23 protein-coding genes are annotated in these 23,442 nt (G+C 69.9%); 13 read left to right on the top strand and 10 right to left on the bottom strand.

Going from position 1 to position 23,442, the window contains the following annotated elements; translation table 11 throughout:
* Nucleotide 1: 1 nt before the first annotated feature.
* From AC07VX_RS03210 to AC07VX_RS03240, 7 genes are all read right to left on the bottom strand, one after another.
* Nucleotides 2-1,915 (bottom strand): branched-chain amino acid ABC transporter ATP-binding protein/permease, encoded by a 1,914-nt coding sequence (locus AC07VX_RS03210; RefSeq protein WP_493163157.1) that lies wholly within the window; start codon nucleotides 1,913-1,915, stop codon nucleotides 2-4.
* Between the two features lie 3 nt (nucleotides 1,916-1,918).
* Complete coding sequence (locus AC07VX_RS03215) at nucleotides 1,919-2,794, bottom strand: branched-chain amino acid ABC transporter permease (protein ID WP_493163156.1); 876 nt, start codon at nucleotides 2,792-2,794, stop codon at nucleotides 1,919-1,921.
* Between the two features lie 111 nt (nucleotides 2,795-2,905).
* Nucleotides 2,906-4,135, bottom strand: coding sequence for an ABC transporter substrate-binding protein (locus AC07VX_RS03220; protein WP_493163154.1), 1,230 nt, complete (start codon nucleotides 4,133-4,135; stop codon nucleotides 2,906-2,908).
* A gap of 147 nt (nucleotides 4,136-4,282) precedes the next feature.
* Nucleotides 4,283-5,491, bottom strand: a complete 1,209-nt coding sequence (locus tag AC07VX_RS03225) for an aminotransferase-like domain-containing protein (protein WP_493163153.1) — start codon at nucleotides 5,489-5,491, stop codon at nucleotides 4,283-4,285.
* 28 nt (nucleotides 5,492-5,519) lie between these two features.
* Nucleotides 5,520-6,215: an aspartate/glutamate racemase family protein gene (locus AC07VX_RS03230; protein WP_493163152.1), complete on the bottom strand. Its 696-nt coding sequence runs from the start codon at nucleotides 6,213-6,215 to the stop codon at nucleotides 5,520-5,522.
* Nucleotides 6,212-6,505 carry a DUF2917 domain-containing protein gene (locus AC07VX_RS03235; RefSeq protein WP_493163151.1) on the bottom strand — a complete coding sequence of 98 codons (294 nt, stop codon included), beginning with the start codon at nucleotides 6,503-6,505 and terminating at the stop codon, nucleotides 6,212-6,214. The genes AC07VX_RS03230 and AC07VX_RS03235 overlap by 4 nt, the downstream gene beginning before the upstream one ends.
* Nucleotides 6,506-6,516: 11 nt before the next feature.
* Nucleotides 6,517-7,434 (bottom strand): DMT family transporter, encoded by a 918-nt coding sequence (locus AC07VX_RS03240; protein ID WP_493163150.1) that lies wholly within the window; start codon nucleotides 7,432-7,434, stop codon nucleotides 6,517-6,519.
* Nucleotides 7,435-7,507: 73 nt separating this feature from the next.
* On the opposite strand from AC07VX_RS03240, the gene AC07VX_RS03245 reads away from it, so the two are divergent.
* The 9 genes from AC07VX_RS03245 to AC07VX_RS03285 all read left to right on the top strand — a co-directional run bounded on the left by AC07VX_RS03245 (nucleotide 7,508) and on the right by AC07VX_RS03285 (nucleotide 13,204).
* Complete coding sequence (locus AC07VX_RS03245; RefSeq protein ID WP_493163149.1) at nucleotides 7,508-8,950, top strand: aminotransferase-like domain-containing protein; 1,443 nt, start codon at nucleotides 7,508-7,510, stop codon at nucleotides 8,948-8,950.
* A 91-nt stretch (nucleotides 8,951-9,041) separates the two neighbouring features.
* Nucleotides 9,042-9,764 (top strand): PEP-CTERM sorting domain-containing protein, encoded by a 723-nt coding sequence (locus AC07VX_RS03250; RefSeq protein ID WP_493163148.1) that lies wholly within the window; start codon nucleotides 9,042-9,044, stop codon nucleotides 9,762-9,764.
* The gene (locus tag AC07VX_RS03255) at nucleotides 9,757-10,062 is read left to right on the top strand and encodes a DUF6916 family protein (RefSeq protein WP_493163147.1); all 306 of its coding nucleotides are present in this window, start codon (nucleotides 9,757-9,759) and stop codon (nucleotides 10,060-10,062) included. The genes AC07VX_RS03250 and AC07VX_RS03255 overlap by 8 nt, the downstream gene beginning before the upstream one ends.
* A gap of 9 nt (nucleotides 10,063-10,071) precedes the next feature.
* Complete coding sequence (locus AC07VX_RS03260) at nucleotides 10,072-10,578, top strand: phage tail protein (protein WP_493183857.1); 507 nt, start codon at nucleotides 10,072-10,074, stop codon at nucleotides 10,576-10,578.
* Nucleotides 10,579-10,593: 15 nt separating this feature from the next.
* Nucleotides 10,594-11,109 carry a phage tail protein gene (locus AC07VX_RS03265; protein ID WP_493163145.1) on the top strand — a complete coding sequence of 172 codons (516 nt, stop codon included), beginning with the start codon at nucleotides 10,594-10,596 and terminating at the stop codon, nucleotides 11,107-11,109.
* Between the two features lie 10 nt (nucleotides 11,110-11,119).
* Nucleotides 11,120-11,638: a phage tail protein gene (locus tag AC07VX_RS03270; RefSeq protein ID WP_493163144.1), complete on the top strand. Its 519-nt coding sequence runs from the start codon at nucleotides 11,120-11,122 to the stop codon at nucleotides 11,636-11,638.
* A gap of 10 nt (nucleotides 11,639-11,648) precedes the next feature.
* The gene (locus AC07VX_RS03275; protein ID WP_493163143.1) at nucleotides 11,649-12,131 is read left to right on the top strand and encodes a GNAT family N-acetyltransferase; all 483 of its coding nucleotides are present in this window, start codon (nucleotides 11,649-11,651) and stop codon (nucleotides 12,129-12,131) included.
* Entirely contained in the window at nucleotides 12,128-12,490 is a 363-nt protein-coding gene (locus AC07VX_RS03280) for a DUF6916 family protein (protein WP_493163141.1), read from the top strand. Before AC07VX_RS03275 ends, AC07VX_RS03280 begins: the two co-directional genes overlap by 4 nt.
* Nucleotides 12,491-12,607: 117 nt before the next feature.
* The gene (locus AC07VX_RS03285; RefSeq protein ID WP_493183858.1) at nucleotides 12,608-13,204 is read left to right on the top strand and encodes a hypothetical protein; all 597 of its coding nucleotides are present in this window, start codon (nucleotides 12,608-12,610) and stop codon (nucleotides 13,202-13,204) included.
* Here the strand turns inward: AC07VX_RS03285 and AC07VX_RS03290 are convergent.
* Genes AC07VX_RS03290 through fghA form a run of 3 tightly spaced genes read right to left on the bottom strand, consistent with a single transcriptional unit; the run spans nucleotide 13,201 to nucleotide 16,308 of the window.
* Nucleotides 13,201-13,581, bottom strand: coding sequence for a hypothetical protein (locus tag AC07VX_RS03290; RefSeq protein WP_493163138.1), 381 nt, complete (start codon nucleotides 13,579-13,581; stop codon nucleotides 13,201-13,203). The two genes, AC07VX_RS03285 and AC07VX_RS03290, sit on opposite strands and share 4 nt — an antisense overlap.
* Nucleotides 13,578-15,461 carry an ATP-binding cassette domain-containing protein gene (locus AC07VX_RS03295; RefSeq protein WP_493163136.1) on the bottom strand — a complete coding sequence of 628 codons (1,884 nt, stop codon included), beginning with the start codon at nucleotides 15,459-15,461 and terminating at the stop codon, nucleotides 13,578-13,580. Before AC07VX_RS03295 ends, AC07VX_RS03290 begins: the two co-directional genes overlap by 4 nt.
* A gap of 22 nt (nucleotides 15,462-15,483) precedes the next feature.
* The gene (gene fghA, locus AC07VX_RS03300; RefSeq protein WP_493163135.1) at nucleotides 15,484-16,308 is read right to left on the bottom strand and encodes an S-formylglutathione hydrolase; all 825 of its coding nucleotides are present in this window, start codon (nucleotides 16,306-16,308) and stop codon (nucleotides 15,484-15,486) included.
* A gap of 29 nt (nucleotides 16,309-16,337) precedes the next feature.
* Here fghA and AC07VX_RS03305 point away from each other — a divergent pair, with 29 nt between their 5' ends.
* The 4 genes from AC07VX_RS03305 (at nucleotide 16,338) to AC07VX_RS03320 (ending at nucleotide 23,438) form a co-directional block, all read left to right on the top strand.
* Entirely contained in the window at nucleotides 16,338-17,570 is a 1,233-nt protein-coding gene (locus AC07VX_RS03305; protein ID WP_493163134.1) for a multifunctional CCA addition/repair protein, read from the top strand.
* A 136-nt stretch (nucleotides 17,571-17,706) separates the two neighbouring features.
* On the top strand, nucleotides 17,707-18,903 hold the full coding sequence (locus AC07VX_RS03310) for an efflux RND transporter periplasmic adaptor subunit (RefSeq protein ID WP_493163133.1): 1,197 nt from the start codon (nucleotides 17,707-17,709) through the stop codon (nucleotides 18,901-18,903).
* A gap of 6 nt (nucleotides 18,904-18,909) precedes the next feature.
* On the top strand, nucleotides 18,910-22,065 hold the full coding sequence (locus tag AC07VX_RS03315; protein ID WP_493163132.1) for an efflux RND transporter permease subunit: 3,156 nt from the start codon (nucleotides 18,910-18,912) through the stop codon (nucleotides 22,063-22,065).
* Nucleotides 22,062-23,438 (top strand): efflux transporter outer membrane subunit, encoded by a 1,377-nt coding sequence (locus AC07VX_RS03320; protein ID WP_493163131.1) that lies wholly within the window; start codon nucleotides 22,062-22,064, stop codon nucleotides 23,436-23,438. Before AC07VX_RS03315 ends, AC07VX_RS03320 begins: the two co-directional genes overlap by 4 nt.
* Nucleotides 23,439-23,442 lie beyond the last annotated feature (4 nt).

The raw sequence follows: 23,442 nt of genomic DNA on the forward strand, positions 1-23,442 counted from the left end.
CTCAGCTCGCCTGGCCGCCGAGGTAGGCCTCGATGACTTTCTCGTTCGCCTGCACTTCGGCAGGCAGGCCCTCGGCGATCTTCTGGCCGAAGTCCAGCACGGAGACGCGGTCGCACAGGCTCATGACGACGTCCATGTGGTGTTCGATGAGGATGACCGTGACGCCCGCGTCGCGGATCTTGCGGATGATCTCCAGCAGCTCCTTGATGTCGGGGGCGGTCAGGCCGGCGGCGGGCTCGTCGAGCAGCAGCAGCTGCGGGTCCAGCGCCAGCGCGCGGGCGATCTCCAGCAGGCGCTGCTTGCCGTAGGGCAGATTGCGCGCCTCCTCGCTGGCCAGCTCGCCGAGGCCAACGAAATCCAGCAGCGCATGCGCGCGGGCGCGCTGCTCGCGATCCTCGCGCAGATAGCGCGGCAGGTGCAGAGCGACGTCGACGAGGTTGCTGCGGAAGCTGTGGTGCAGGCCCACCAGCACGTTCTGCAGCGCCGTCATCTCGCCGAACAGCTGAACGTTCTGGAAAGTGCGGGCGATGCCCGACAGCGCGATGTCCGACGAGGTGCGGCCGTTGACGCCGCGGCCGGCGAACGCCACCGTGCCGGCGGTGGGCTGGTAGATGCCGGTGAGCACGTTCATCATCGTGCTCTTGCCGGAACCGTTGGGGCCGATGAGGCCGTGGATGGTGCCGCGCTTGACGACCAGATCCACGTTGTTCAGCGCCTTCAGGCCGCCGAACTGCATCAACACACCGCTTGCCTTCAGCAGCTCGGGCTCGCCCTGGGTACTGGCGCGGGTGAGCGCGGCGGCGGCGGCCGTCGTCGTGTCGCGCTCAGTCTTAACCTTCAGGTTCAGCGCCTGGCGCACGAAGCCGACGATGCCGTCCTGCAGGTAGTAGACGACGAACAGCGTGATGAGGCCGAAGATGGACAGCCGCCAGTCGGTCATCGTCTCCAGCTTGAACGACAGCAGCGCGAGGCCGATCGTGCCGAACACGGGAATGGCCGCGAGCTGGCCGGTCATCTTGCCGCGCTTCATCGCCACGCCGACCGAAATGGTCACGATGACGGCCAGCACGACGGCGCCGATGCGGAAGACCTCCAGGTCGTCCAGCAGCTTTGGCAGCATGACGATGATGGCGGCCCCCAGCAGCGCGCCCGTGCGAGTCTTGCGGCCACCCATGATGATGGCCAGCAGGAACATCACCGTCTGCTCGAAGTTGTAGGTGTTGGGGCTGATGTACTGCTCGGAGTAGGCGTACAGCGCGCCGGCCAGGCCGGCCAGCGCCGCCGAGATGACGAAGGCGTAGACCTTGTAGCGGTAGACCGAAACACCCATGCAGTCCGACGCGACCGGGCTGCCGCGCAAGGCCTCGAAGGCCCGACCCAGCTGCGAGTGCAGCACGCGGTGCACGAAGATGAGTGCCGCGACGAGGCACACCATGACCAGCCAGTAGAACTCCGTCTCGTCCAGATGGTGACCGAACAGCGTCGGCTTGGTCAGCGTGATGCCCATCGGACCTTCGGTGAGGAAGGTCATCTCGTTGATGAGGATCTGGATGATGGTGCCGAAGGCCAGCGTCACCATGGCCAGATACGGTCCGGTCACGCGCAGCGCCGGCAGCGCCAGCATCGCGCCGAAGACGGCCGCCACCGCGATGGCGGCCGGCAGCGTGGCGTAGACCGGCGCATCCAGTTTGAGGATGAGCACGCCGGCCGTGTAGGCGCCGATGCCGAACAGGCCGGCATGGCCGAGAGACACCTGGCCGGTGTAGCCCACCACGATGTCCAAGCCGAAGAGCACGATCGCGTAGATCATGATCGTCTCGACCAGGTGGATGTAGTACGGGTTGCCGGAGGCGAGCGGGAAAACGGCGACGGCCGCGATGGCCAGGGCGCCGAGAAAGAGCTTCTTGAAGTTCACGCGTCAGACCTTCTTGATGGCGGTCTTGCCGAACAGGCCCGCGGGTTTGACGGCCAGCACGATCAGCAGCAGTACCAGGCCCGGCACGTCCTTGTAGCCGGTGGACAAGTAGAAGCCCGTCGTCGTCTCGGCCACACCGAGGATGATGCCGCCCACGATGATGCCCATGCCGCTGGTCAGGCCGCCGATGATGGCGACGGCGAAGGCCTTCAGGCCCAGCACCGCGCCCATGGTGGCGCCCGTCAGTGTCAGCGGCGCGATCAGCACGCCGGCGAAGGAGGCGGTCAGCGACGACAGCGCATACGAGAAGGTGATGACCAGGCCGGTGTTGATGCCCATCAGCTTGGCCGCGTCGCGGTCGTTGAAGGTGGCCACCACCGCCTTGCCGTAGATGCTCTTGCGGTTGAACACCTCGACGGCCAGCATCATGCCGACGGCGCCGAAGATGACCAGCAGCTCCATCGGCAGCACGTTGGCGCCGAGGAACTTCATCGGCGCCTCGGGCAACGGTGACGGGAACTTGAGGTCGTCGCGGCCCCAGACGTTCTCGGCCACGTTCTTGAAGATGATGCCCAGCGCGATGGTGGACATGATCCAGCCGAACTCGCTCTTCATCTTGATGGCAGGCCGCACGCCGATGCGCTCCACCACGGCGCCCTGGAAGGCACCGAACAGGCAGACGAGCGGAATCATCAGCCAGTAGTTCACGCCCCAGCCCACGAGGCTGAGGCCCACCAGCGCCCCCAGCATCAGCGATTCGCCCTGACCGAAGTTCAGGGTGTCGCTGGTGGCGAAGGTGAGCTGGTAGCCGAAGGCGATGACGGCATAGATCATGCCCAGCGCGATACCGCTGAACACGAGCTGGGTCAGGATTTGCATGTCATTCCAGTGCGTAGTGCCTTCCCCAACCGCCGCCGCGGAACCGGCTTTGCCGGGCCGCCAGCGGCGCCCCCTTGAGGGGGCCGGCAAAGCCGGTCGGGGGCAGGCCGATTACTGACGCTTCTTCTGCTCGAGGGCGCCCTTGGCGTTGAGGTCCTTCACCCGCACTTCCGAGGCCTTCTTGAAGTCGTCGGTGTAGGCATAGACCACGCGCTGGCCCTTGACCTCGCCCATGACCGGGATGTTGGCCGTGATGGCCTCGTGGTCGGCCTTGGAGAAGGGCTTGTTGTAGGTCGTCACCACGCCTTCAACCGGCGCCTTCAGGTCTTCCAGCGCGGCCTTGATCTTGGGGCCTTCGGTGGAGCCCGCCTGCTTGATGGCCGCAGCCAGCAGGTAGACCGAGTCATAGCCTTGGGCGGCCGACACCGGCGAATCGATGCGCGAGTTCTTGGGAGTGAAGGTCTTCAGGTAGTTGATGATGAAGCTCTGGCGCTTCGGCGTCGTCGGCTCCTGGATGAAGGTCTGCGGCATGCGCGCGCCCTCGCCGCCGGGGCCGGCGTTATCGATGTAGTTGGCCATGGACAGGGTCCAGGAGCCGATCATCGGCACCTTCCAGCCCAGCTTGGTCATGCCGTTGGCGATCTGCGCCAGCTCGGGGCCGATGGCGTAGGTCAGGATGGCTTCGGCGCCGGCTTCCTTGGCCTTCAGCAGCTGGGGCGTCATGTCGACGTCCTTGATGTTGAACTTCTCGACGGCGACCGGCGTGATGTTCTTCAGCTTCAGGGCTGCTTCCAGGTCGGCGCGACCGAGCTGACCGTAGTTGGTGCTGTCGGCCAGGATGGCGACCTTCTTGAAGCCGCGCTTGGCGATGGCCTCTTCCACGATCATCGGCGCCTGGATGGAGTCGTGCGCCGCGTTGCGGAAGATGTAGTTCTCGGGCTGGCTCTCGAACTGCTTGGTGATGATGGAGCCGGTGGCCACGTTGTTCATCACCGGAATCTTGGCTTCCTGGTAGAAGCGCTGCGAGGCCAGGGCCACGCCGGTGTTGATGTAGCCGACGGTGGCGGCGACCTTTTCCTTGTTGATGAGCTCCTGGGCGATCTGCACGCCACGCTCGTTCTTGGCCTCGTCGTCACGCTCGACGAGCTGGATCTGGCGGCCCAGCACGCCGCCGGCCTTGTTGATCTCGTCGGCCGCCAGGCGCACGCCGTCGCGCATGCTGACGCCCATCGACGAGGAGCCACCGGTGAAGGGCCCCGCCACACCGATCTTGATCGGGTCCGCCGCCTGGGCACCCACTGCAAAAACCGCCGCAGCCACGGCTGTCCAAACCTGCTTCATCGCTTGCCTCGTCTGTCGTTATGCAATCCACCCGGCGTCATTGCCGGGACCGATTGCATACGATGCCAGAGCGGCAGCGACTTTGGGATATGGAAACCCGGGAGCCCCAGAAAGCCCCCGGCTTCAGCTATGTGTCAGGGTTCAGGATTAAGGAGCCGGCTCCAGCGCCACGGCCAGGGCCTCGTGAAGCAGCACGCCGAGCTTTTCGACGCCCTCCCGGATCAGGTCCGGCGTCAGCGTGACGAAGGACAGCCGCAGCGTACGTGCATCAGGTTGGTGCGCGTAGAAGGCCGCTCCCGGCACGTAGGCGATGCCGGCCTCCACCGCCTGCGGCAGCAGCGCCATCGCGTCCAGGCCCTCGGGCAGCCGGATCCAGAAGAACATGCCGCCCTGGGGGCTCTGCCATTCACAGCCGGCCGGTAGGTACTGGCGCAGCGCCTCGGCCATCGCGTCGCGGTTGGCCTTGTAAAGCGCGCGGATGGAGGGAATGTGCCGGTCCAGGAAGCCGTCGCGGATGACTTCGTGCACCACGCGCTGGTTGAAACCCGGCGTGTGCAGGTCGGCGGCCTGCTTGGCCTGCAGCAGCTTCGGATACAGCTCGGGCGGCGCGATCAGGTAGCCGAGGCGGAAACCCGGCGTCAGCACCTTGGAGAAGGAGCCGAGATACAGCGAGCCCTCGGGCCACAGGCTGGACAGCGAGGCCGGCGGCGGCTCGTCGAACCAGAGGTCGCCGTAGGGGTTGTCCTCAACGATGGGCACGCCGGCACGGCGCGAGGCCTCGACAACCTCGGCACGGCGCTGGGCACCCATAACGCGGCCGGTGGGGTTCTGGTAGTTGGGCAGCAGGTAGCTGAAGCGTGTGCCGGGCGCGTCGTGCGGCAACTGGCGAATCGCCTCGGGGCGGGGGCCCTCGCTGTCGCTGGCGAGGCTGGCGAACAGCGGCTCGAAGGGCGTGAAGGCCTGCAGGGCGCCGAGGTAGGTGGGCGTCTCGACCGCGACCGGCGCGCCGGCGTCGCAGAGGATCTTGCCCACCAGGTCCAGTCCCTGCTGGGAACCGCTGGTGACGAGCACCTGCTCGGGCGTGACCTTCATGCCGAGCGAGGCGACCCGCGCCGCCACCCACTCGCGCAGCGGTGCGTAGCCCTCGCTGGCGGCGTACTGCAAGGCCTCGCGCGGCGTCTTGGTCAGCACGCGGTCGCAGGCGGCCTTCAGCGCGTCGACGGGAAAGGTGTCCGCGCTCGGCAGGCCGCCAGCCATGGACAGGATGCCCGGCTTCTCGGTGACCTTGAGGATCTCGCGGATGATGGACGGGTTCATGCGCGCGGCGCGGCGCGCTTGGGTCCAGACGGTGCTCATGATGGAGTTACGTGGGATTTCAAAGGAGTCAGCCTAGCATCCAGTCGACCGCGGCGCGGGCCTGCAAGTCGGTGGAGTCGAACAAGGGCAGTGCCGCGGCGCTGCCCGCGGGCAGTGACAGGCCGAGCTCCGTGCAGCCCAGGATGGCGGCCTGGGCGCCCCGATCCGCCAGCGCCGCCACCTGGGCGCGCAGCATTTCGCGGCCGGCCGGCTCGAAGCGGCCGCGGCACAGTTCCTCGTAGATCAGCCGGTGCACCTCGGCACGGCCGGCCGCATCGGGCGTGATGAGCTCGATGCCGAAACGGGCCCACATGCGCTCGCGGTAGAAGTCCTGTTCCATCGTGAAACGCGTGGCCAGCAGGCCGGCCCGGCGCACGCCGGCCGCGCGCAGCGCCTCGGCCGTCGCGTCGACGATGTGCAGCACCGGCAACCCGGCCACCTGCTCGATCTCGGCGGCGACGAGGTGCATGGTGTTGGTGGCGATCAGCAACGCCTCGGCGCCGGCACGGCGCAGGCCCGTCGCGGCATCGCCCAGCAGGCGCGCCGCGCCGGCCCAGTCGCCGGCCGCCTGCATGGCCGCGATGGGCGCGAAGTCCACGCTGTGCAGCACCAGCTGCGCACTGTGCAGGCCTCCCAGGCGAGCCGCCACACCGCGGTTGATCAGCGCGTACAGATGCTGAGTCGATTCCCAGCTCATGCCGCCCAGGATGCCCAGCGTCTTCATGCCGCCCCCGCCAGATTCATGCGCCAGCCACGTGCCGGCCGGGCCTCGGCTCTGCGCCTGGGCGCCGGTTGCAACAACTGGAAGCTCGCCTCGGGCCAGGCCTCGACGACGACTTCCTGGCCGGCGGCCAGCGTCAGGCCTTCGCCGACGCGCAGCCAATGGTCATCGGCGCTGCCGGCCATGGTCAGCCACAGCCGGCCGCCGATGACGACGAGGCGGCGCGGCGTGCGAGCGGCGGCCAGGGTCAGGGCCTGGCCGGGGGCGAGTCGGGTCGTGAAGCTGTCGTTCAAGGGCGTCTCCTTCAGTGAACGGGTTGCCGCTTGGCGCACCACACGACCGCGAGCACGGCGGCGGCGAAGACGACAGTCATCGCGTCCAGCCGCTCGCCCAGCAGCGGCACGGCGAACAGCATGGACAAAAAGGGCTGCAGCACCTGCACCTGGCTCACGCGCAGCGTGCCGCCCAGGGCCAGGCCGCGATACCAGGCGAAGAAGCCGATCCACATCGAGAACAGCGAGACATAGGCAAAGCCGCCCCAGGCCGAGGCCGCCACCGGCGCCGCAGGCCACGTCAGCACGGCCAGCGGCACGGTGATGGGCAGGCTGATGACCAGCACCCAGCAGATGACCTGCTCGGCGGTGAAGGCCCGGGACAGGCTCGCGCCGCTGACATACCCCGCCGACGCGCACAGCACGGCGCCCAGCAGCAGCCCGTCCGCCATCTCCAGCCCGCCCGCGCCGCGCCAGGCCGCAAAGCCGATCACCAGCGCCAGGCCGGCGAACGCACAGGCCCAGAAGCCCAGGCTCGGCCGCTGGCGCAACGCCACCGCGGCAATGACCGCCGTGGCCAGCGGCAGCACGCCCGACACGACCGAGGCGTGCACGGCATCCACATGCCGCACCGCCACACCCAGCAGCAGCGGCCAGCCGAACACGACGCCCGCGGCCGTGAAGGCCAGCAGCCGCCACTCGCCGCCGCGCGGCCGGCGCGCGCCGGTGACCCACAGATAGGCCACCGACAGCAGCCCGGCGACGGCCGCGCGGCCGAAGGCGACGAAGGCCGGGTCGAGCTGCGGCGCCGCGCCGCTGCCGCCGGCCAGGCGCGTCATCGGAATGCTCATCGCGAACATGACGACGCCGGCCAGACCAAGCAGCAAGCCGCGCGTCGCGTCGGACGCCAAGGTGGCCGAAACGGTGGAGGACGTGGATAACCCTGGCATGAGTCCAGTCTGAGGCACGAAACCAGTACAGAACCAGTACAGTCCGCCGATCAACCCACGAATCTGTACTGCCGTGCCCACCGGTACACACCCGCCGCTGCAGCGCGGCGCCAGCGCCTCCCTGGCCGGCCAGCTGGCCGATCGCTTCGCCGAGCGCATCCGCGAACGCCTGCTGCTGCCCGGCGCCCGCCTGCCCTCGGTGCGCGACTGCGCCCGCCAGCATGGCGTGAGCCCGCACACCGTCGTCGCCGCCTACGACCAGCTGCAGGCCGCCGGCCTGCTGGAGGCGCGCCGCCAGCGCGGCTTCTTCGTGCGTGAAAGCCGGCCTGCCACTGCCCGAAGCCCGGCCCGCGCGCCCGCCACCACCATGCCGCGCCAGGCGCCGATGGACGCCACCGCCCTGATCCGCGGGATGTTCGAGGCCGACGCCGCCCGCTCGCCGGGCCTGGGCACTCTGCCGGCCGACTGGCTGGACCCGACGCTGCTGCAGGGCGCGCTGCGCCGCCTGCACGCGGCCGACGCCCAGGCCGTGCAGGTGAGCTACGGCGACCCGAATGGCGACCTGCGCCTGCGCACCGCCCTCGTGCAGCGCCTGGATGACCTCGGCATCCACGCCAGCCCCGCCCACATCCTGACGACCAACGGCGCCACGCACGCGCTGGACCTCATCATCCGCACCCAGCTGCAGCCCGGCGACGCCGTCCTCATCGACGACCCCGGCTGGGCCATCATGTTCGCGCGGCTCACGCAGGCCGGCATCCGGCTGCTGCCGGTGCCGCGCGGCGCGCACGGCCCCGACCTCGACGTGCTGGGCGCGCTGGCCGCCGCGCACGCGCCGCGCGCCTACCTGACCGTGTCGGTGCTGCACAACCCGACCGGCCACAGTCTCAACCTGGCCGGCGCCCACCAGCTGCTGCGCCTGGCCGACGAACACGACTTCTTCATCGTCGAGGACGACAGCTACGGCTTCCTCGCCCCCGAGCACCTGCCCCGGCTGGCCGCCCTGGACGGGCTACGCCGCGTGACCTACGTGTCGGGCTTCTCCAAGGTGCTGACGCCGGCCTGGCGTGTGGGCTATCTGGCCACCTCGCCCGAGCGCCTGCGCGCGCTGACCGATACCAAGCTGCTGGACGGCCTGACCAGCTCGCCCGTGCTGGAGCGCGCCGTGGCACTGTGCCTGGAGCAGGGCCGGCTGCGCCGCCACGCACAGCGACTGCGCGAGCGCCTGGCCAACGCGCGCCAGCGCATCTCGGCCCAGGCCACCCGGCAGGGCTTCCGGTGGGCCGCGCCGCCCGACGGCCTGTTCGGCTGGCTGGACGTGGGCGTGGACACCGAGCGCCTGGCCCAGCCGCTGCTCGACGCCGGCTGGCTGACCGCGCCCGGCGCCCTCTTCAGCGCCACGCGCCGGCCCGGCTCGCTGATGCGCATCAACATGGCCACCTCGCAGGACCCGGCCTTCTGGCGGGCGCTGCGCGCCGCAGTGGACGACATGCGCCATCCGACGACGCCCCCCTGATTCCCCCACCCCTCATTCACGGGGCGAGCCACTGGCGCCAACGGCGGGCAACGAGTCAACTTGGGGCTCGGTTCACGCCAGGGAGGGTTCCATGCGACTCGCTTCTTCCCCCGTCCGCAGCTTGCTCAGTGCCGCTCTGGGCACGTTGCTCGCGCTGTCCTCGCTATCTGCCCAGGCCAATTTCGTCAGCGGGGTCTCCATCCAGCTGATCGTGCCGGGCGGGTACACCGGAAACAGCGTCGATGGGTTCAGCGCCACACAAAACGTCAGCCTGGCCGGCATGCCGACGGGCATCTTTCAAGGCGACAACGGTGCCATCGGCGGCGACTCACTCGCCAGCTTCGGCTACATGCTGCGCGGCGAGACGATCTTCTTCGACGACGCCACCAACTCCATCCGGCTGCACGTCGCCGGTGGCGTGGACGATGCCCAGACGCACCTGATCAAGACCGGCTACTTTGGGGCCAACGGTGCCCACGCCCGTTACGAGATCAGCGGGCTGGATATTGGCGCGGCCATCACCGGCTTCAATGCCTATGACTCCACCGGGTATTTGACGAGCGGGCCTTCAGGCCTACAGAGCCCATCGGACCCATTGCAGTACATCTCGTTGGTGGGTGGCACGCTGACCTTCAATCTCGACGATCTCGTCTTCGTGCGACCGGCGAGCGGCAGCGGTGACGCCTTCGCCGAGTTCCGCATCGACCTCCTCACGCGGAGCGATGGCACCGGCGGCAACCTGCCCGAGCCCGCCACGCTGGCTCTGTTCGCAATTGCAGCCCTGGGCGCCGGTGCGGCGCGTCGCCGTGTCTGAGGGCCTGCTCACGCTGGCCCGCTTCGAGCCCCTGGTCGGCAGCCGCTTCACGCTGCGGCTGGACCCGGCCGATGGCGGCGCCGAACTGCCGGCCCAGCTCATCCAGGCCCAGGCCGGGCGTGGCGGCGCACCGGACGGCCGCCAGCCCTTCAGCCTGACCTTCGAAGCGCCACCCGAGCCGGCCCTGCCGCAAAGCATCTACCGGCTCGAGCACCCACAGCTCGACGCGATGGACATCTTTCTCGTGCCTGTGGCCCGCACCACCGCCGGCCTGCACTACGAAGCCGTATTCGGCTAGGAGACCGCCATGGCAAACCCCTTCCTCGGAGAACTCAAGCTCGCTGGTTTCAACTTCGCGCCCCGTGGCTGGGCCTTCTGCAATGGCCAGATCCTGCCCATCTCGCAGAACACCGCCCTGTTCTCGCTGCTGGGCACCACCTACGGCGGCAACGGCCAGACCACCTTCGCCCTGCCCGACCTGCGTGGCCGGGCGCCGGTGCACATCGGCAGCATCAGCCTTGGTGAACAGGGCGGCGCCGAGAACGTGACGCTGAACGTGAACCAGCTGCCGGCCCACAGCCACACCTTGTCCGGCAGCAGCGACCTCGCCAACGCCAGCGCCCCCGGTGGCGCCCTGCCAGCGGTCAAGCCACGCGGTGGCATCAACCGCTATGCGCCGGCCGGCAGCGACACCGTCATGACGCCGGGCTCCGTGGGGCTGGCCGGCGGTGGCCAGCCCCACAACAACATGCAGCCCTACCTGGTGCTGTCCTGGCTGATCGCGCTGGAAGGCGTCTTCCCCAGCCGCAACTGAACCGAGGAGACCGTCATGTCCGACTACTTCATCGGCGAGATCCGTCTGTTCGCGGGCAACTTCGCGCCGCGCGACTGGGCCTTCTGCGAGGGGCAGATCATGTCCATCGCGCAGAACACCGCGCTGTTCAGCCTGCTCGGCACCACCTACGGCGGCAACGGCCAGACCACCTTCGCCCTGCCCGACCTGCGCGGCCGTGTGCCCGTCCATCAGTTCCAAGGTCCGGGACTGAGCAACCGCAACCTCGGCGAGGTGTCGGGCAGCGAGAGTGTCACGCTGCTGTCGACACAGATCCCGGCCCACAGCCACGCGCTGCGCGCCAGCACGGCGGCGGCCACGGGCTCGACGCCGGCAGGCGCCCTGCTCGGCTCGACCGCCGTCAACAGCTATGACAACTCCGCCGCCGGCGTGGCCATGGCGGCCGGCGCCATCGGCAACAGCGGCGGCACCCAACCGCACGACAACATGGCCCCGACGATGGCGCTGAACTACATCATTGCGCTGTTCGGCATCTTCCCCTCTCGCAACTGAGGAGCCCGACATGTCCGAACCCTTCCTCGCCGAGATCCGCGTCATGCCCTACAACTTCGCCCCGCGTGGCTGGGCGAGTTGCGATGGCCAGTTGCTGCCGATCAGCCAGAACAGCGCCCTCTTCGCGCTTCTGGGCACGAACTACGGCGGCAATGGCACCAGCAACTTCGCCCTGCCCGACCTGCGCGACCGCATGGCCATGCACGCCAGCCAGGGCCCCGGGTTGAGCCCGCGCACCCTGGGCCAGATCACCGGCCAGGCCGCAGTCACGCTGCAGAGCAACGAGATGCCTGCCCACGGCCACGGCCTGATGGGTGGTGCCTCCGGCCTCGCAGCCAGCCCGGCCAATGCCGCCATGGCGCCGCCGACCACCGGGGCCAACGTCTACCGCATGCCCGGCGTCACCGTGCCGATGGCGGGCGAGAGCATCGGCCCCTCGGGCGGCAGCCAGCCCCACGAGAACCGCCAGCCTTACCTTGGCCTGATGTTCTGCATTGCGATGCAGGGCATCTTCCCGTCCCGCAACTAGACCGCTCACCATGGACTACCGCCTGCGCGTGGCGACGCCGGCCGATGAGGCCCTGCAGCTGGCCATCTACGCCAGCACCCGGGCTGAAGAGCTGGCGCTGACCGGCTGGCCAGCGCAGCAGTGCGAGGCCTTCGTGCGCCAGCAGCACCACGCCCAACAGGCCCACTACACGCGCCATTTCCCGCGCTCGGTCTGCCATCTCATCCTCGTCCACGGCGACGAGGTCGCCGGCCGGCTCTGGCTGGACGAGCGTGACGACCATCTGCACATCCTCGACATCACCGTGCTGCCGGCTTGGCGCAGCCAGGGCCTGGGCACGCGCTGCCTGCAGGCGCTGGCCGCCGGCGGCCGGGCGCTGGGCATCCAGGTCGAGATGCACAACCCCGCCCGGCGGCTCTACGAGCGCCTGGGTTTCGTCATCGACGGCGAGCCCCGCGGCCTGCACCAGGCCATGCTGAAGCCCGCCGCACAACCCGAGGAGTGCCTGCCGTGATCAACAAGCGCGATTTCCTGAAGGGCGGCGCGACCGCAATCGTCGCCAGCGCCGGGTCGACCGTGGCACTGGCGGGCGTGCGCCCCAGCCTGGCCAGCCGGTCCGGCCTGGCGAGCTGGCAGGCCCATGTCGGCCAGCGCTTCGAGGTGGACGGGCATGTGGTCACGCTGGTGGCCGCAACCGCCGTGCCCAGCCATCAGCCGGGAGAGCAGTTCAGCCTCAGCTTCGCCGGCCAACTGCCAGCCGGCCTGGGCGACGCCATCCACCAGCTCACCCATGAAGGAACGGCAGGTCAGCCCCTCTATCTGGCCCGCACACCGCAGGGCCTGCGGGCCGATTTCTGCCGGCTGCAAGGCTGACGAATAGTTCTCGCTCCGGACGGGGTTTGTCATCGGGCCGGCGCAAGGCTGCCGGCAGAATCCGCGTCACTTGGCGCCGCCGCGGCTGCGGCGCCCGATGTGGACATGAGCAACCCCTTGAAATTTCTCGTTGTAGATCCCCTGGCTGGGGTGCAAACCTTTGCACGACAACTGCTGCTGGGCCGAGGTTTTGCCGCCGACGGCATCCTCTGTTGCGCCGACACCGACACGGCCCTGGCCCAGGGCCTGACCTTCAAGCCCCATTTCCTGATCACCGACTGGTTTGCCAAGGCGCCGCTGACCGGCATCCAGCTCTACCAGCGCCTGCGCGCGGTGCAGCCCTCGCTGTACCTGTCGCTGCTGAGCTTCGAGGTGACGCCCGAGCACGAGTTCGAAGCCGAGGCCCATGGCGCCCACTTCCTGCTGAAGAAGCCCTTCACGGCCGAGCAGCTCAAGGCCGAGGTGCACCGTTCGCTTGACCTCCTGGCCAAGAATTCACCCGGCCTTCACGGCCAGGTGCGCGACCCGATGCGCCCCGCCCGGCCGGTGCTGCCCGTCATCCCGCCTCAGCCCGTCATCAAGCCTGGCGACAAGGTGCGTTTCAACGGCGCCGTGCACGTGGCGCAGTACGTCGTGCACCGCCAGGGTGAAACCGTCGTCCAGCTCAAGGGCCAGAACAGCTTTGTGCCGGTGGCCAAGCTGCAGCCGGCCTAGACCGCAACCACCAGCAGCATCAGCAGCGGGTAAGGCAGCGCCACCGTCGGGCGCAGGGCGCTCTTCAGGTATTGCCCGGCCAGGCCCGGGCCGCGCGGCCGGCTCGCAAGCCAGTCGCTGTGCAATTGCATCGCGGTCACGTCTCCACCGGCCCTCAGCCCCGCCTCGACGACCAGCAGGCGCTCGCCCAGCCGCCCCTGGAAGGTCTTGAGCACGGCCTCCTGCAGCCACAGCAAGGCCAGCAACGCCAGGGCCAGCGAGTTGTCCGGGACGAGCACGGTCGCGGCGAAGGCGACCAGCTTCACGCCCAGGGCCAGCGCCTCGTAGCGCTCGTGCTGCGCCTGCAGGGCCAGCCACTCCTGGTGCAAGGCGTTCATTTGGCTTCCAGCACTTCCCAGCGCTCCATCAGTGCCAGCAGTTCGGTGTCGATCTCGGCCGCCCTGTCGGTCACCTCGGCGATGCGCTTGGCGCCCTGGGTGTAGAGCTCGCTGCCGGTGATCAGCGCATTCAGCTGGGTCTGCTCGGCCTCCAGCGCGGCGATCTGCTTGGGGATCTCGTCGAGCTCGCGCTGCTCCTTGTAACTGAGCTTGCGCTTGGTGGCGACGACAGGAGCCGGCTCGGGCGCGGGCGGCGGTGTGGGTGCGGCGGCGGCCGGCGCGGCCTTGGCCTGCTGCGCCTGGATCGCACTCGCACGCCTGGATTGCGTCAGCCAGTCCTGCACGCTGCCCTCGTACTCGCGCCAGCGCGCGTCGCCCTCGTAGACGATGGTGGAGGTGACGACGTTGTCCAGGAAACGCCGGTCGTGGCTGACGAGGAAGACCGTGCCGTCGTAGTCGGCCAGCAGCTCCTCCAGCAGTTCCAGCGTCTCGATGTCGAGGTCGTTGGTGGGCTCGTCCAGCACCAGCACATTGGCCGGCCGCGCGAACAGGCGCGCCAGCAGCAGGCGGTTGCGCTCGCCGCCGCTCAGCGTGCGCACCGGCGAGTTGGCCCGCGCGGGCGAGAACAGGAAGTCGCCGAGGTAGCTCTTCACATGCTTCTTCTGCGTGCCGATCTCGATCCACTCCGAGCCCGGGCTGATGGTGTCGGCCAGCGTCGCGTCCAGGTTCAGCGTGTCGCGCATCTGGTCGAAATAGGCCACCGTCAGCCGCGAACCCAGGCGCACCGTGCCGCTGTCGGGCGGCAGCTCGCCGAGGATCATCTTCAGGAGCGTCGTCTTGCCAGCGCCGTTGGGGCCGATGAGGCCCACCTTGTCGCCGCGCAGGATGGTGGACGAGAAGCCGCGCACGATGGCGCGGTCGCCGAAGCTCTTGGACACGTCCTCCAGCTCCGCGACGATCTTGCCGCTGCTCTGTCCGGTGTCGATGTCCAACCTGACCTTGCCCTGCACGTCGCGCCGCGCCGCATGCTGCAGGCGCATGGCTTCCAGGCGCTGGATGCGGGCGACGGAGCGCGTGCGCCGCGCTTCCACGCCCTTGCGGATCCACACCTCCTCCTGCGCCAGCACCTTGTCGAAGCGCGCATTGGCCAGGGCCTCGTTCTCCAGCTCATAGGCCTTGGCAGCCTGGAAGGCGGCGAAGTTGCCCGGGTAGCCGCGCAGCTGGCCGCGGTCCAGCTCGACGATGCGGTTGGCCACGTTGTCCAGAAACTGGCGGTCGTGGGTGATCAGCAGCAGCGAGCCCTTGAAGTCGTTCAGCAGGCCTTCCAGCCAGGTGATCGCGTCCAGGTCCAGGTGGTTGGTCGGCTCGTCCAGCAACAGCACATCGGGCTGGGCCACGAGCGCCCGGCCCAGGGCCACGCGCTTCTTCAGGCCGCCCGACAGGCTGCCCACGAGGCGCGAGCCGTCCAGCCCCAGGCGATGCAGCGTTTCGTCCACGCGCTGCTCCCAGTTCCAGGCGCCGATGTGCTCGATGCGCTCCTGCACCCAGGCCAGGTCGTCGTTTTCGTCGTGGCGCTCGTAGCGTTCGCGCAGGGCCTTGGCCTCGGCCACACCCTCGCTGACGACGTCGAAAATGGTCGCGTCAGCGCGCAGCTCGGGCTCCTGAGGCACGTAGACGTTGGTGAGGCCCTGCTGTTGCTGCAGCAGGCCGTCGTCGAGCTTTTCCAGGCCGGCGAGGATCTTCAGCAGCGAGGACTTGCCCGTGCCGTTGCGGCCGATGAGGCCGACGCGCTCGCCGGTCTCCAGCGAGAAATTGGCGCCGTCAAGCAGGGCAACGTGGCCGAAGGCGAGGTGGGCGTTGGTGAGGGAGAGGACTGCCATTCGGGGGATTGTCCCCCGAGGGTCAAGTCAGGGCCCGCGCGTGATGCCGCAGGTGGTCGTCGACGAAGCTGGCGATGAAGTAATAGCCGTGGTCGTAGCCCGCGTGACGGCGCAAAGTCAGTGGCTGGCCGACGGCAGCGCAGGCGGCCTCGAAGGCCTCGGGGTGGAGCTGCTCGGCCAGGAACTTGTCGGCCAGCCCCTGGTCGATGAGGATGCCGCCGGGGTAGGGCACCGCCGTCTGCGCGCGCATCAGGGCACTGGCGTCGTGCGCGGCCCAGGCGCTGCGGTCCTCGCCCAGATAGCCGCTGAATGCCTTCTCTCCCCAGGGGCATTGCATGGGCGCGGCGATGGGCGCAAAGGCCGACAGCGAAGCGAAGCGACCTGGATGGCGCAGCGCCAGCGTCAGCGCGCCATGGCCGCCCATCGAGTGGCCGAACAGGCCCGCCCTGGCGAGGCCCGTCTCGCGCTGCACGAGGGGCAGCAGCTCCTTCATCAGCCAGCTCTCCATGCGCCAGTGCTTCGCCCAGGGCGCGCGGGTGGCGTCGAGATAGAAGCCGGCGCCGACGCCGAAGTCCCAGCTCTCGCTCTCGCCGGCCACGCCCGCGCCGCGCGGGCTGGTGTCGGGCATCAGCAGGGCCAGGCCCGATTCGGCCGCCAGCCGCTGCGCGCCGGCCTTCATCGTGAAGGTCTCTTCCGTGCAGGTCAGGCCGGCAAGGAAGACCAGCAGCGCCCGCGGCTCGGGCGGCGTGAAGAGGGCGAAGCGCATCGGCAACCCCGTCTCGGCCGAGTCGTGCTGGAGAAAGCGCTGGGTGCCGCCGAAGCAGCGGTGTTCGCTGAGGATCTGCATGCCGCGAGTGTGGCCGCAGAATGCGGGCGATGCCTCCATTCCAGACCTATCTCGTCGGCGGCGCCGTGCGCGATCGCCTGCTTGGCCTGTCGGTGCAGGACCACGACTGGGTCGTCGTCGGCGCGTCGCCGCAGGACCTGCTCGCCGCCGGCTACCAGCCCGTCGGCAAGGACTTCCCGGTCTTCCTGCACCCCGAGACCCACGAGGAAGTGGCGCTGGCCCGCACCGAGCGCAAGACGGCGGCGGGCTATCACGGCTTCGCCTTCCACACGGCGCCCGACGTGACGCTGGAGCAGGACCTGGCGCGCCGCGACCTGACGATCAACGCGATGGCCCTGGACGCCGCCGGCCGGGTCATCGACCCCCACGGCGGCCAGCGCGACCTGCAGGCCAAAGTGCTGCGCCACGTCTCGCCCGCCTTTGCCGAAGACCCCGTGCGCATCCTGCGCCTGGCCCGCTTCGCGGCGCGCTTCGCGGACTTCGGCATCGCCCCCGAGACCGTCGGGCTGATGCGTGCGATGGTGGCCGCCGGCGAGGTGGACGCGCTGGTGGCCGAGCGCGTCTGGCAGGAACTCTCTCGCGGGCTGATGGAGGCCAGGCCATCGCGCATGTTCGAGGTGCTGCGCGAGGCCGGCGCGCTGGCCCGGCTGCTCCCCGAGGTCGAGGCCCTGTTCGGCGTGCCCCAGCCTGAAGCCCACCACCCGGAGATCGACACCGGCATCCACCTGCTGATGGTGCTGGACCAGTGCGCCCGGCTGCATGCGCCGCTGACCGTGCGCTACGCCTGCCTCTGCCACGACCTCGGCAAGGGCACCACGCGCCAGGAGGAACTGCCGCGCCACATCGGCCACGAGGGGCGCAGCGAGAAGCTCGCGCGCAGCGTGAGCGCGCGCTGGAAGGTGCCGAACGACTGCCGCGAGCTGGCCGAGCTGGTGGCCCGCGAGCACACCCATGTGCACCAGAGCAGCAGCTTCGGCCCCGAAGCCCGGCTGCGCCTGCTGGAGCGCTGCGACGCCTGGCGCCGGCCGGAGCGCTTCGCCGAACTGCTGTGGGCCTGCGAATGCGATGCCCGCGGCCGCCTGGGCCTGGAGGACCGTGACTACCCGCAACGCGAGCGGCTGGCCGCCGACCTGGCCGCCACGCAGCAGGTCGACCTCGCCGCCGCCAGCGCCGAGGCCATGGCCCGCGGCGCCAAGGGGCCGGACATCGGCCGTGCCGTGCAGCGTGCGCGGCTGGCGGCGTTGCAGGCGTCGGCGAGCTGAGCTCATCCGGCCCAGGGCTTTGCGTTGCTTCACCGACGTGAAAGCGATTGCATGGCTAAAGTCGCCGGTTTTGCTTCGCGCGCCAGGGTCGGCGCCGGGGCAGGATCGGCACAAGCAAGTCGAACAGGACGCAATGATGAAGTTGGCACGGGGTAGCAAGGCGGGGCTGGGCGCGATGGTCGTGCTGTTGACGGGTCTGGGCGCCGGCCTGCAGGGATGCAGCCCCTCCGCCAGCCAGACCCCGGCCGCCGCGCCGCCGCCGCCCGAGGTGGGCGTCGTCACGGTCACGCCGGGCCGGGCCGACCTGGCCGCCGAACTGCCCGGTCGCCTGGAGGCCTACCGCGTCGCCCAGGTGCGCGCCCGCGCGGCCGGCATCCTGCAAAAGCGCCTGTTCACCGAAGGCAGCGACGTGAAGGCCGGCCAGGCCCTGTTCGAGATCGACGCCGCGCCCTACCGCGCCGCCCTCGCCAGCGCGCAGGCCCAGCTCGCCCGCGCCGAAGCCAATCTCGTGCAGGCCCAGGCCCTGGCCGACCGCTACGCGCCGCTGGCCAAGACCCAGGCCGTCAGCCAGCAGGAAGCGCTGAACGCACAGGCCGCCGCCGGCCAGGCCAAGGCCGACGTGGCCGCCGGCAAAGCCGCCGTGCAGACGGCCCAGATCAACCTCGGATACGCGGCCGTCAGCTCGCCGATCGCCGGCCGCATCGGCCGCGCCCTCGTCACCGAAGGCGCGCTGGTGGGCCAGGGCGAGGCCACGCCGCTGGCCGTGGTGCAGCAGGTGGACCGGCTCTACGTCAACTTCACGCAGTCGGCCGCCGAGGTCATGCGGCTGCGCCAGGCCCTGGCGGACGGCAGGCTGCAGAGCGCCGGCAAGGACGCGGCCAAGGTGCAGGTGCTGATGGAAGACGGCAGCGTCTACGCCCAGCCGGGCAAGCTGCTGTTCTCCGACCTCAGCGTGGACGCCGCCACCGGCCAGATCACGCTGCGCGCCGAGCTGCCCAACCCCAAAGGCCTGCTGCTGCCGGGCCTCTACGTGCGCGTGCGCCTGGCCCAGGCCGAAGTGGACGGCGCCGTCTGGCTGCCCCAGCAGGCCGTGGCCCGCGGCGCGACAGGCGAGACGGTGCTGGTGGTGGCCGATGACGGGGCGGTGAGCGCGCGCCCCGTCAAGCTCGGCCCGGCCCAGGACGGCAAGGCGCTGATCCTCAGCGGTCTGAAGGCCGGCGAGAAGGTCATCGTGGACGGTCTGCAGAAGGCCAAGGCCGGCGGCAAGGCGCGGCCCGTGCCCTGGACGCCGGCGGCCCCGGCCGCGCCCGCTTCGGCCGCCTCGAAGGGCTGACCCGACATGGCGCAGTTCTTCATCAACCGGCCCATCTTCGCCTGGGTCATCGCCCTCTTCATCACGGTCCTCGGCGGCGTCGCGGTCACGCAGCTGCCGATCGCGCAGTACCCGCCGGTGGCGCCGCCCTCCATCGTGCTGTCGGTCAGCTACCCGGGCGCGTCGGCGCAGACGCTGGAGGACTCGGTCATCTCCGTCATCGAGCGCGAGATGAACGGCTCGCCCGGCCTCATCTACATGGAGGCCGTGGCCCAGGCCGACGGCACCGGCTCGCTGACGATGAGCTTCGACCCGGCCACCAACCCCGACCTGGCCCAGGTGGACGTGCAGAACCGCTACGCCCGCGCCCAGCCGCGGCTGCCGCAGGCGGTCATCCAGCAGGGCGTGCGGGTGGACAAGGCCAACCCCAACTTCCTGCTCTTCATCATCCTGTCCAGCGACAACCCGGCCTTCGACCCGATCGCGCTGGGCGACTACGCCTCGCGCACCGTGCTGCCCGAGATCCAGCGGGTGCCCGGCGTCGGCCAGGGCCTGCTGTTCGGCACCGAGCGCGCCATGCGCATCTGGCTGGACCCGGCCAAGCTGGTCGGCTACCGCCTGGCACCGGCCGACGTGAACGCCGCCATCCAGGCCCAGAACGCCCAGGTCAGCTCCGGCTCCATCGGCGACCTACCCAATGTGCCCGGCCAGCCCATCGCCGCCACCGTCGTGGTGCGTGGCCAGCTCACCAACGTCGAGCAGTTCCGCAACATCGTGCTGCGTGCCAACGCCGACGGCTCCACCGTGCGCCTCAAGGACGTGGCCCGCGTCGAGCTCGGTGCCGACAGCTACACCGGCCGCTCCACGCGGCTGAACGGCACGCCTTCGGTGGGCGTGGGCGTGCAGCTCGCGCCGTCGGCCAACGCGCTGCAGACGGCCAAGCTCATCAAGCAGCGCCTGAAGCAGCTGCAGCCCTACTTCCCGGCCGGCGTGAAGGCCAGCATCCCCTACGACAGCTCGCTGTTCATCGACATCTCCATCTCGCAGGTCGTCGAGACGCTGGTGGAGGCCGTCGTGCTGGTGTTCCTGGTGATGTTCCTGTTCCTGCAGAACATCCGCTACACGCTGATCCCGACGCTGGTGGTGCCCATCGCGCTGCTGGGCAGCTTCGCCACGCTGCTGGCGCTGGGCTTCTCCATCAACGTGCTGACGATGTTCGGCATGGTGCTGGTCATCGGCATCGTGGTGGACGACGCCATCGTCGTGGTGGAGAACGTCGAGCGCATCATGAGCGAGGAGGGGCTGTCGCCCCTCAAGGCCACGCGCAAGGCCATGAGCCAGATCTCCGGCGCCATCGTCGGCGTGACGGTGGTGCTGATCTCGGTGTTCGTGCCGCTGGCCTTCTTCAGCGGCTCCATCGGCAACATCTACCGCCAGTTCTCGGCGGTGATGGTCTCGGCCATCGCCTTCTCGGCCTTCCTCGCTTTGTCGCTCACGCCGGCGCTGTGCGCCACGCTGCTCAAGCCCGTGGAGGCCGGCCATCACATGGAGAAGCGCGGCTTCTTCGGCTGGTTCAACCGCGGCTTCGCGCGCACGGCCAAGGGCTATGAGGGCTGGGTGTCCCGCTTCATCCACCGCGGCGTGCGCATGGCCTTCGTCTACGCCGCCGTCATCGCCGCCGCGGTGCTGATGTTCCAGAAGCTGCCCACGTCCTTCGTGCCGAACGAGGACCAGGGCAACATCCTCGTCAACATCCAGCTGCCGCCGGGGGCCACGCAGGCCCGCACGCTGGAGGTCGTCAAGCAGGTCGAGGGCTACATGCTGGCCCAGCCCGAGGTGGAGAGCATGGTCGGCGTGGTCGGCTTCAGCTTCTCGGGCGCCGGGCAGAACGCGGGCCTGGCCTTCGTCACCCTCAAGCCCTGGGACGAGCGCCACGGCGCCGAGCATTCGGCGCAGGCCCTGGCCGCGCGTGCCTTCGGCGCGCTGAGCAAGGTGCGCGACGCCATCATCTTCCCCACCAGCCCGCCGCCCATCCGCGACCTGGGCCGCGCCAACGGCTTCGCCTTCCGCCTGCAGGACCGCAGCGGCCACACCCGCGCCGAGCTGCTGGCCGCGCGCAACCAGCTGCTGGGTGCCGCCGCCAAGAACCCGCTGCTGACCGCCGTGCGCCCCGACGGCCTGGAAGACGCCGCCCAGCTGCAGCTGGACATCGACCGCGACCGCGCCCAGGCGCTGGGCGTCAACATCGGCGCCGTCAACGCGGTGCTGGGCACCTCGCTGGGCTCCAGCTACGTGAACGACTTCCCCAACGCCGGCCGGCTGCAGCGCGTCATCGTGCAGGCCGACGCCCCGGCGCGCATGCAGCCCGAGGACCTGCTGCGCCTGAACGTGCTGAACAGCTCCGGCCAGCCGGTGCCGCTGTCCGCCTTCGCCAGCAGCAAGTGGATCACCGGCGCCATGCAGACCGTGCGCTACAACGGCTACCCGGCCATGCGCATCTTGGGCGAACCGGCCAAGGGCGTGTCCACCGGCGTGGCCATCGCCGAGATGGAGAAGATCGCGGCCACCCTGCCCGACGGCTTCGGCTACGAGTGGACCGGCCAGTCGCGCGAGGAGAAGCTCTCGGGCTCCACCGCCTTCATCCTGTTCGGCTTCTCGCTGCTGGCCGTGTTCCTGTGCCTGGCCGCGCTGTACGAGAGCTGGAGCATCCCGCTGGCCGTGCTGCTCGTCGTGCCGCTGGGCGTGCTGGGCGTGGTGCTGGGCGCCAACTTCCGCGGCCTGGAGAACGACGTCTACTTCAAGGTCGGCATGATCACCATCATCGGCCTGTCGGCCAAGAACGCCGTGCTCATCATCGAGTTCGCCAAGGACCTGCAGGCCCACGGCCGAAGCGTGTTCGACGCCGTGCGCGAAGCCGCACACCTGCGCTTCCGTCCCATCATCATGACGTCGCTCGCCTTCATCCTCGGCGTGCTGCCGCTGGTGCTGGCCAGCGGCGCGGGCTCGGCCAGCCAGCGTGCCATCGGCACCGGCGTCATGGCCGGCATGATCTCGGCGACGCTGTTCGCGGTGTTCTTCGTACCGGTGTTCTTCGTCGTCGTGCGGCGCTTCTTCCCGGGCAGCGAAAGGCAGCGCAGGCGCGATGCCCACGAGAGCGAGGAAGAGTCGGGAGGCCAGGCATGAAGACATCCCTCTCCCTGATCGCCCTGGCTGCACTGCTGGCCGCCTGCGCCGGCCCGGAGCCCAGGCGCCCGGTGGCCTCCGAGGCCGCCGCCGCGGCGGTGCCGACCACGTTCCCGCAGCCCGGCGGCCCCGGCGCGACGGCCGCCGCCGAGCTGCCCTGGGCCCAGGCCTTCCGGGGCGCGCGGCTGCAGAAGCTCATCCCGCTGGCCCTGGCCAACAACCGCGACCTGCGCGTGGCGGTGCTCAACATCGAGACGGCGCGCGCCACCGCCCAGACCCGCGACGCCGACCTCTGGCCCACCGTCAACGCGGGCCTGAGCGGCTCGCGCACGCCCACGGCGGCCGGCGGCATCAACAGCCTCTACACGGCCGGCCTGCAGGTCTCGGCCTATGAGCTGGACCTGTTCGGCCGCCTGCGGGGCTTGAGCGCCGCCGCTGCCGGCCAGGTGCTGGCCGCGCAATCGGCCCAGCAGGCCGTGCGCACGGCCCTGGTCGCCAGCGTGGCCAATGCCGAGATCGCACTGCAGGCCGACGCGGCCCTGCTCAAGCTCACGCGCGACACCCTCGCCACGCGCGAGCAGTCGCTGTCGCTGACCCGCCAGCGCTTTGACGGCGGCGTGTCCGGCGAGCTGGACCTGCGCGCGGCCGAATCCTCCTGGCAGGCCGCCCGTGCGGTGCTGGCCCAGGCCCAGCGCCAGCGCGCGCTGGACGAGAACGCGCTGGCCCTGCTCATCGGTGGCCCGCTGCCGGCCGACCTGCCGGCCCCCACCGGCGACCTGGCCGACTTCGAGCCCCTGGCCGAGCTGCCCGCCGGCCTGCCCGCCGAGGTGCTGACGCGCCGGCCCGACATCCGCCAGGCCGAGTTCGCCCTCGGCGCGGCCGATGCCAACATCGACGCCGCCCGCGCCGCCTTCTGGCCGCGCATCACGCTGACCGGCCAGGTCGGTACGGCCAGCGGCCATCTGTCGGACCTGTTCAAGAACTCGGCCTGGAGCTTTGCGCCGCAACTGGTGCAGCCGATCTTCGACGCCGGCCGCAACCGCGCCAACCTGAGCGGCGCGCGCGCCAGCCGCGACGTCGCGCTGGCCCAGTACGAGAAGGCCATCCAGACCGCCTTCCGCGAGGTGTCCGACGGGCTGAGCAGCCGCGCCACGCTGGCCGAGCAGCGCGCGGCCCTGACCGCCCAGGTGGACGCCGAGACGCGCCGCCTTGCCGCGGCAGAGCAGCGCTACACCGCCGGCGTTTCCAGCGCCCTGGACCGGCTGGACGCACAGCGCTCGCTGTTCGCCGTGCAGCAGACGCTGGTGCAGGTGCAGAGCCAGCGCGCGCAGAACCTCGTGGCCCTGTACCGGGCGCTCGGCGGCGGAGGCTAGGCCG

Source organism: Roseateles sp. GW821-FHT03B02, assembly GCF_059421025.1.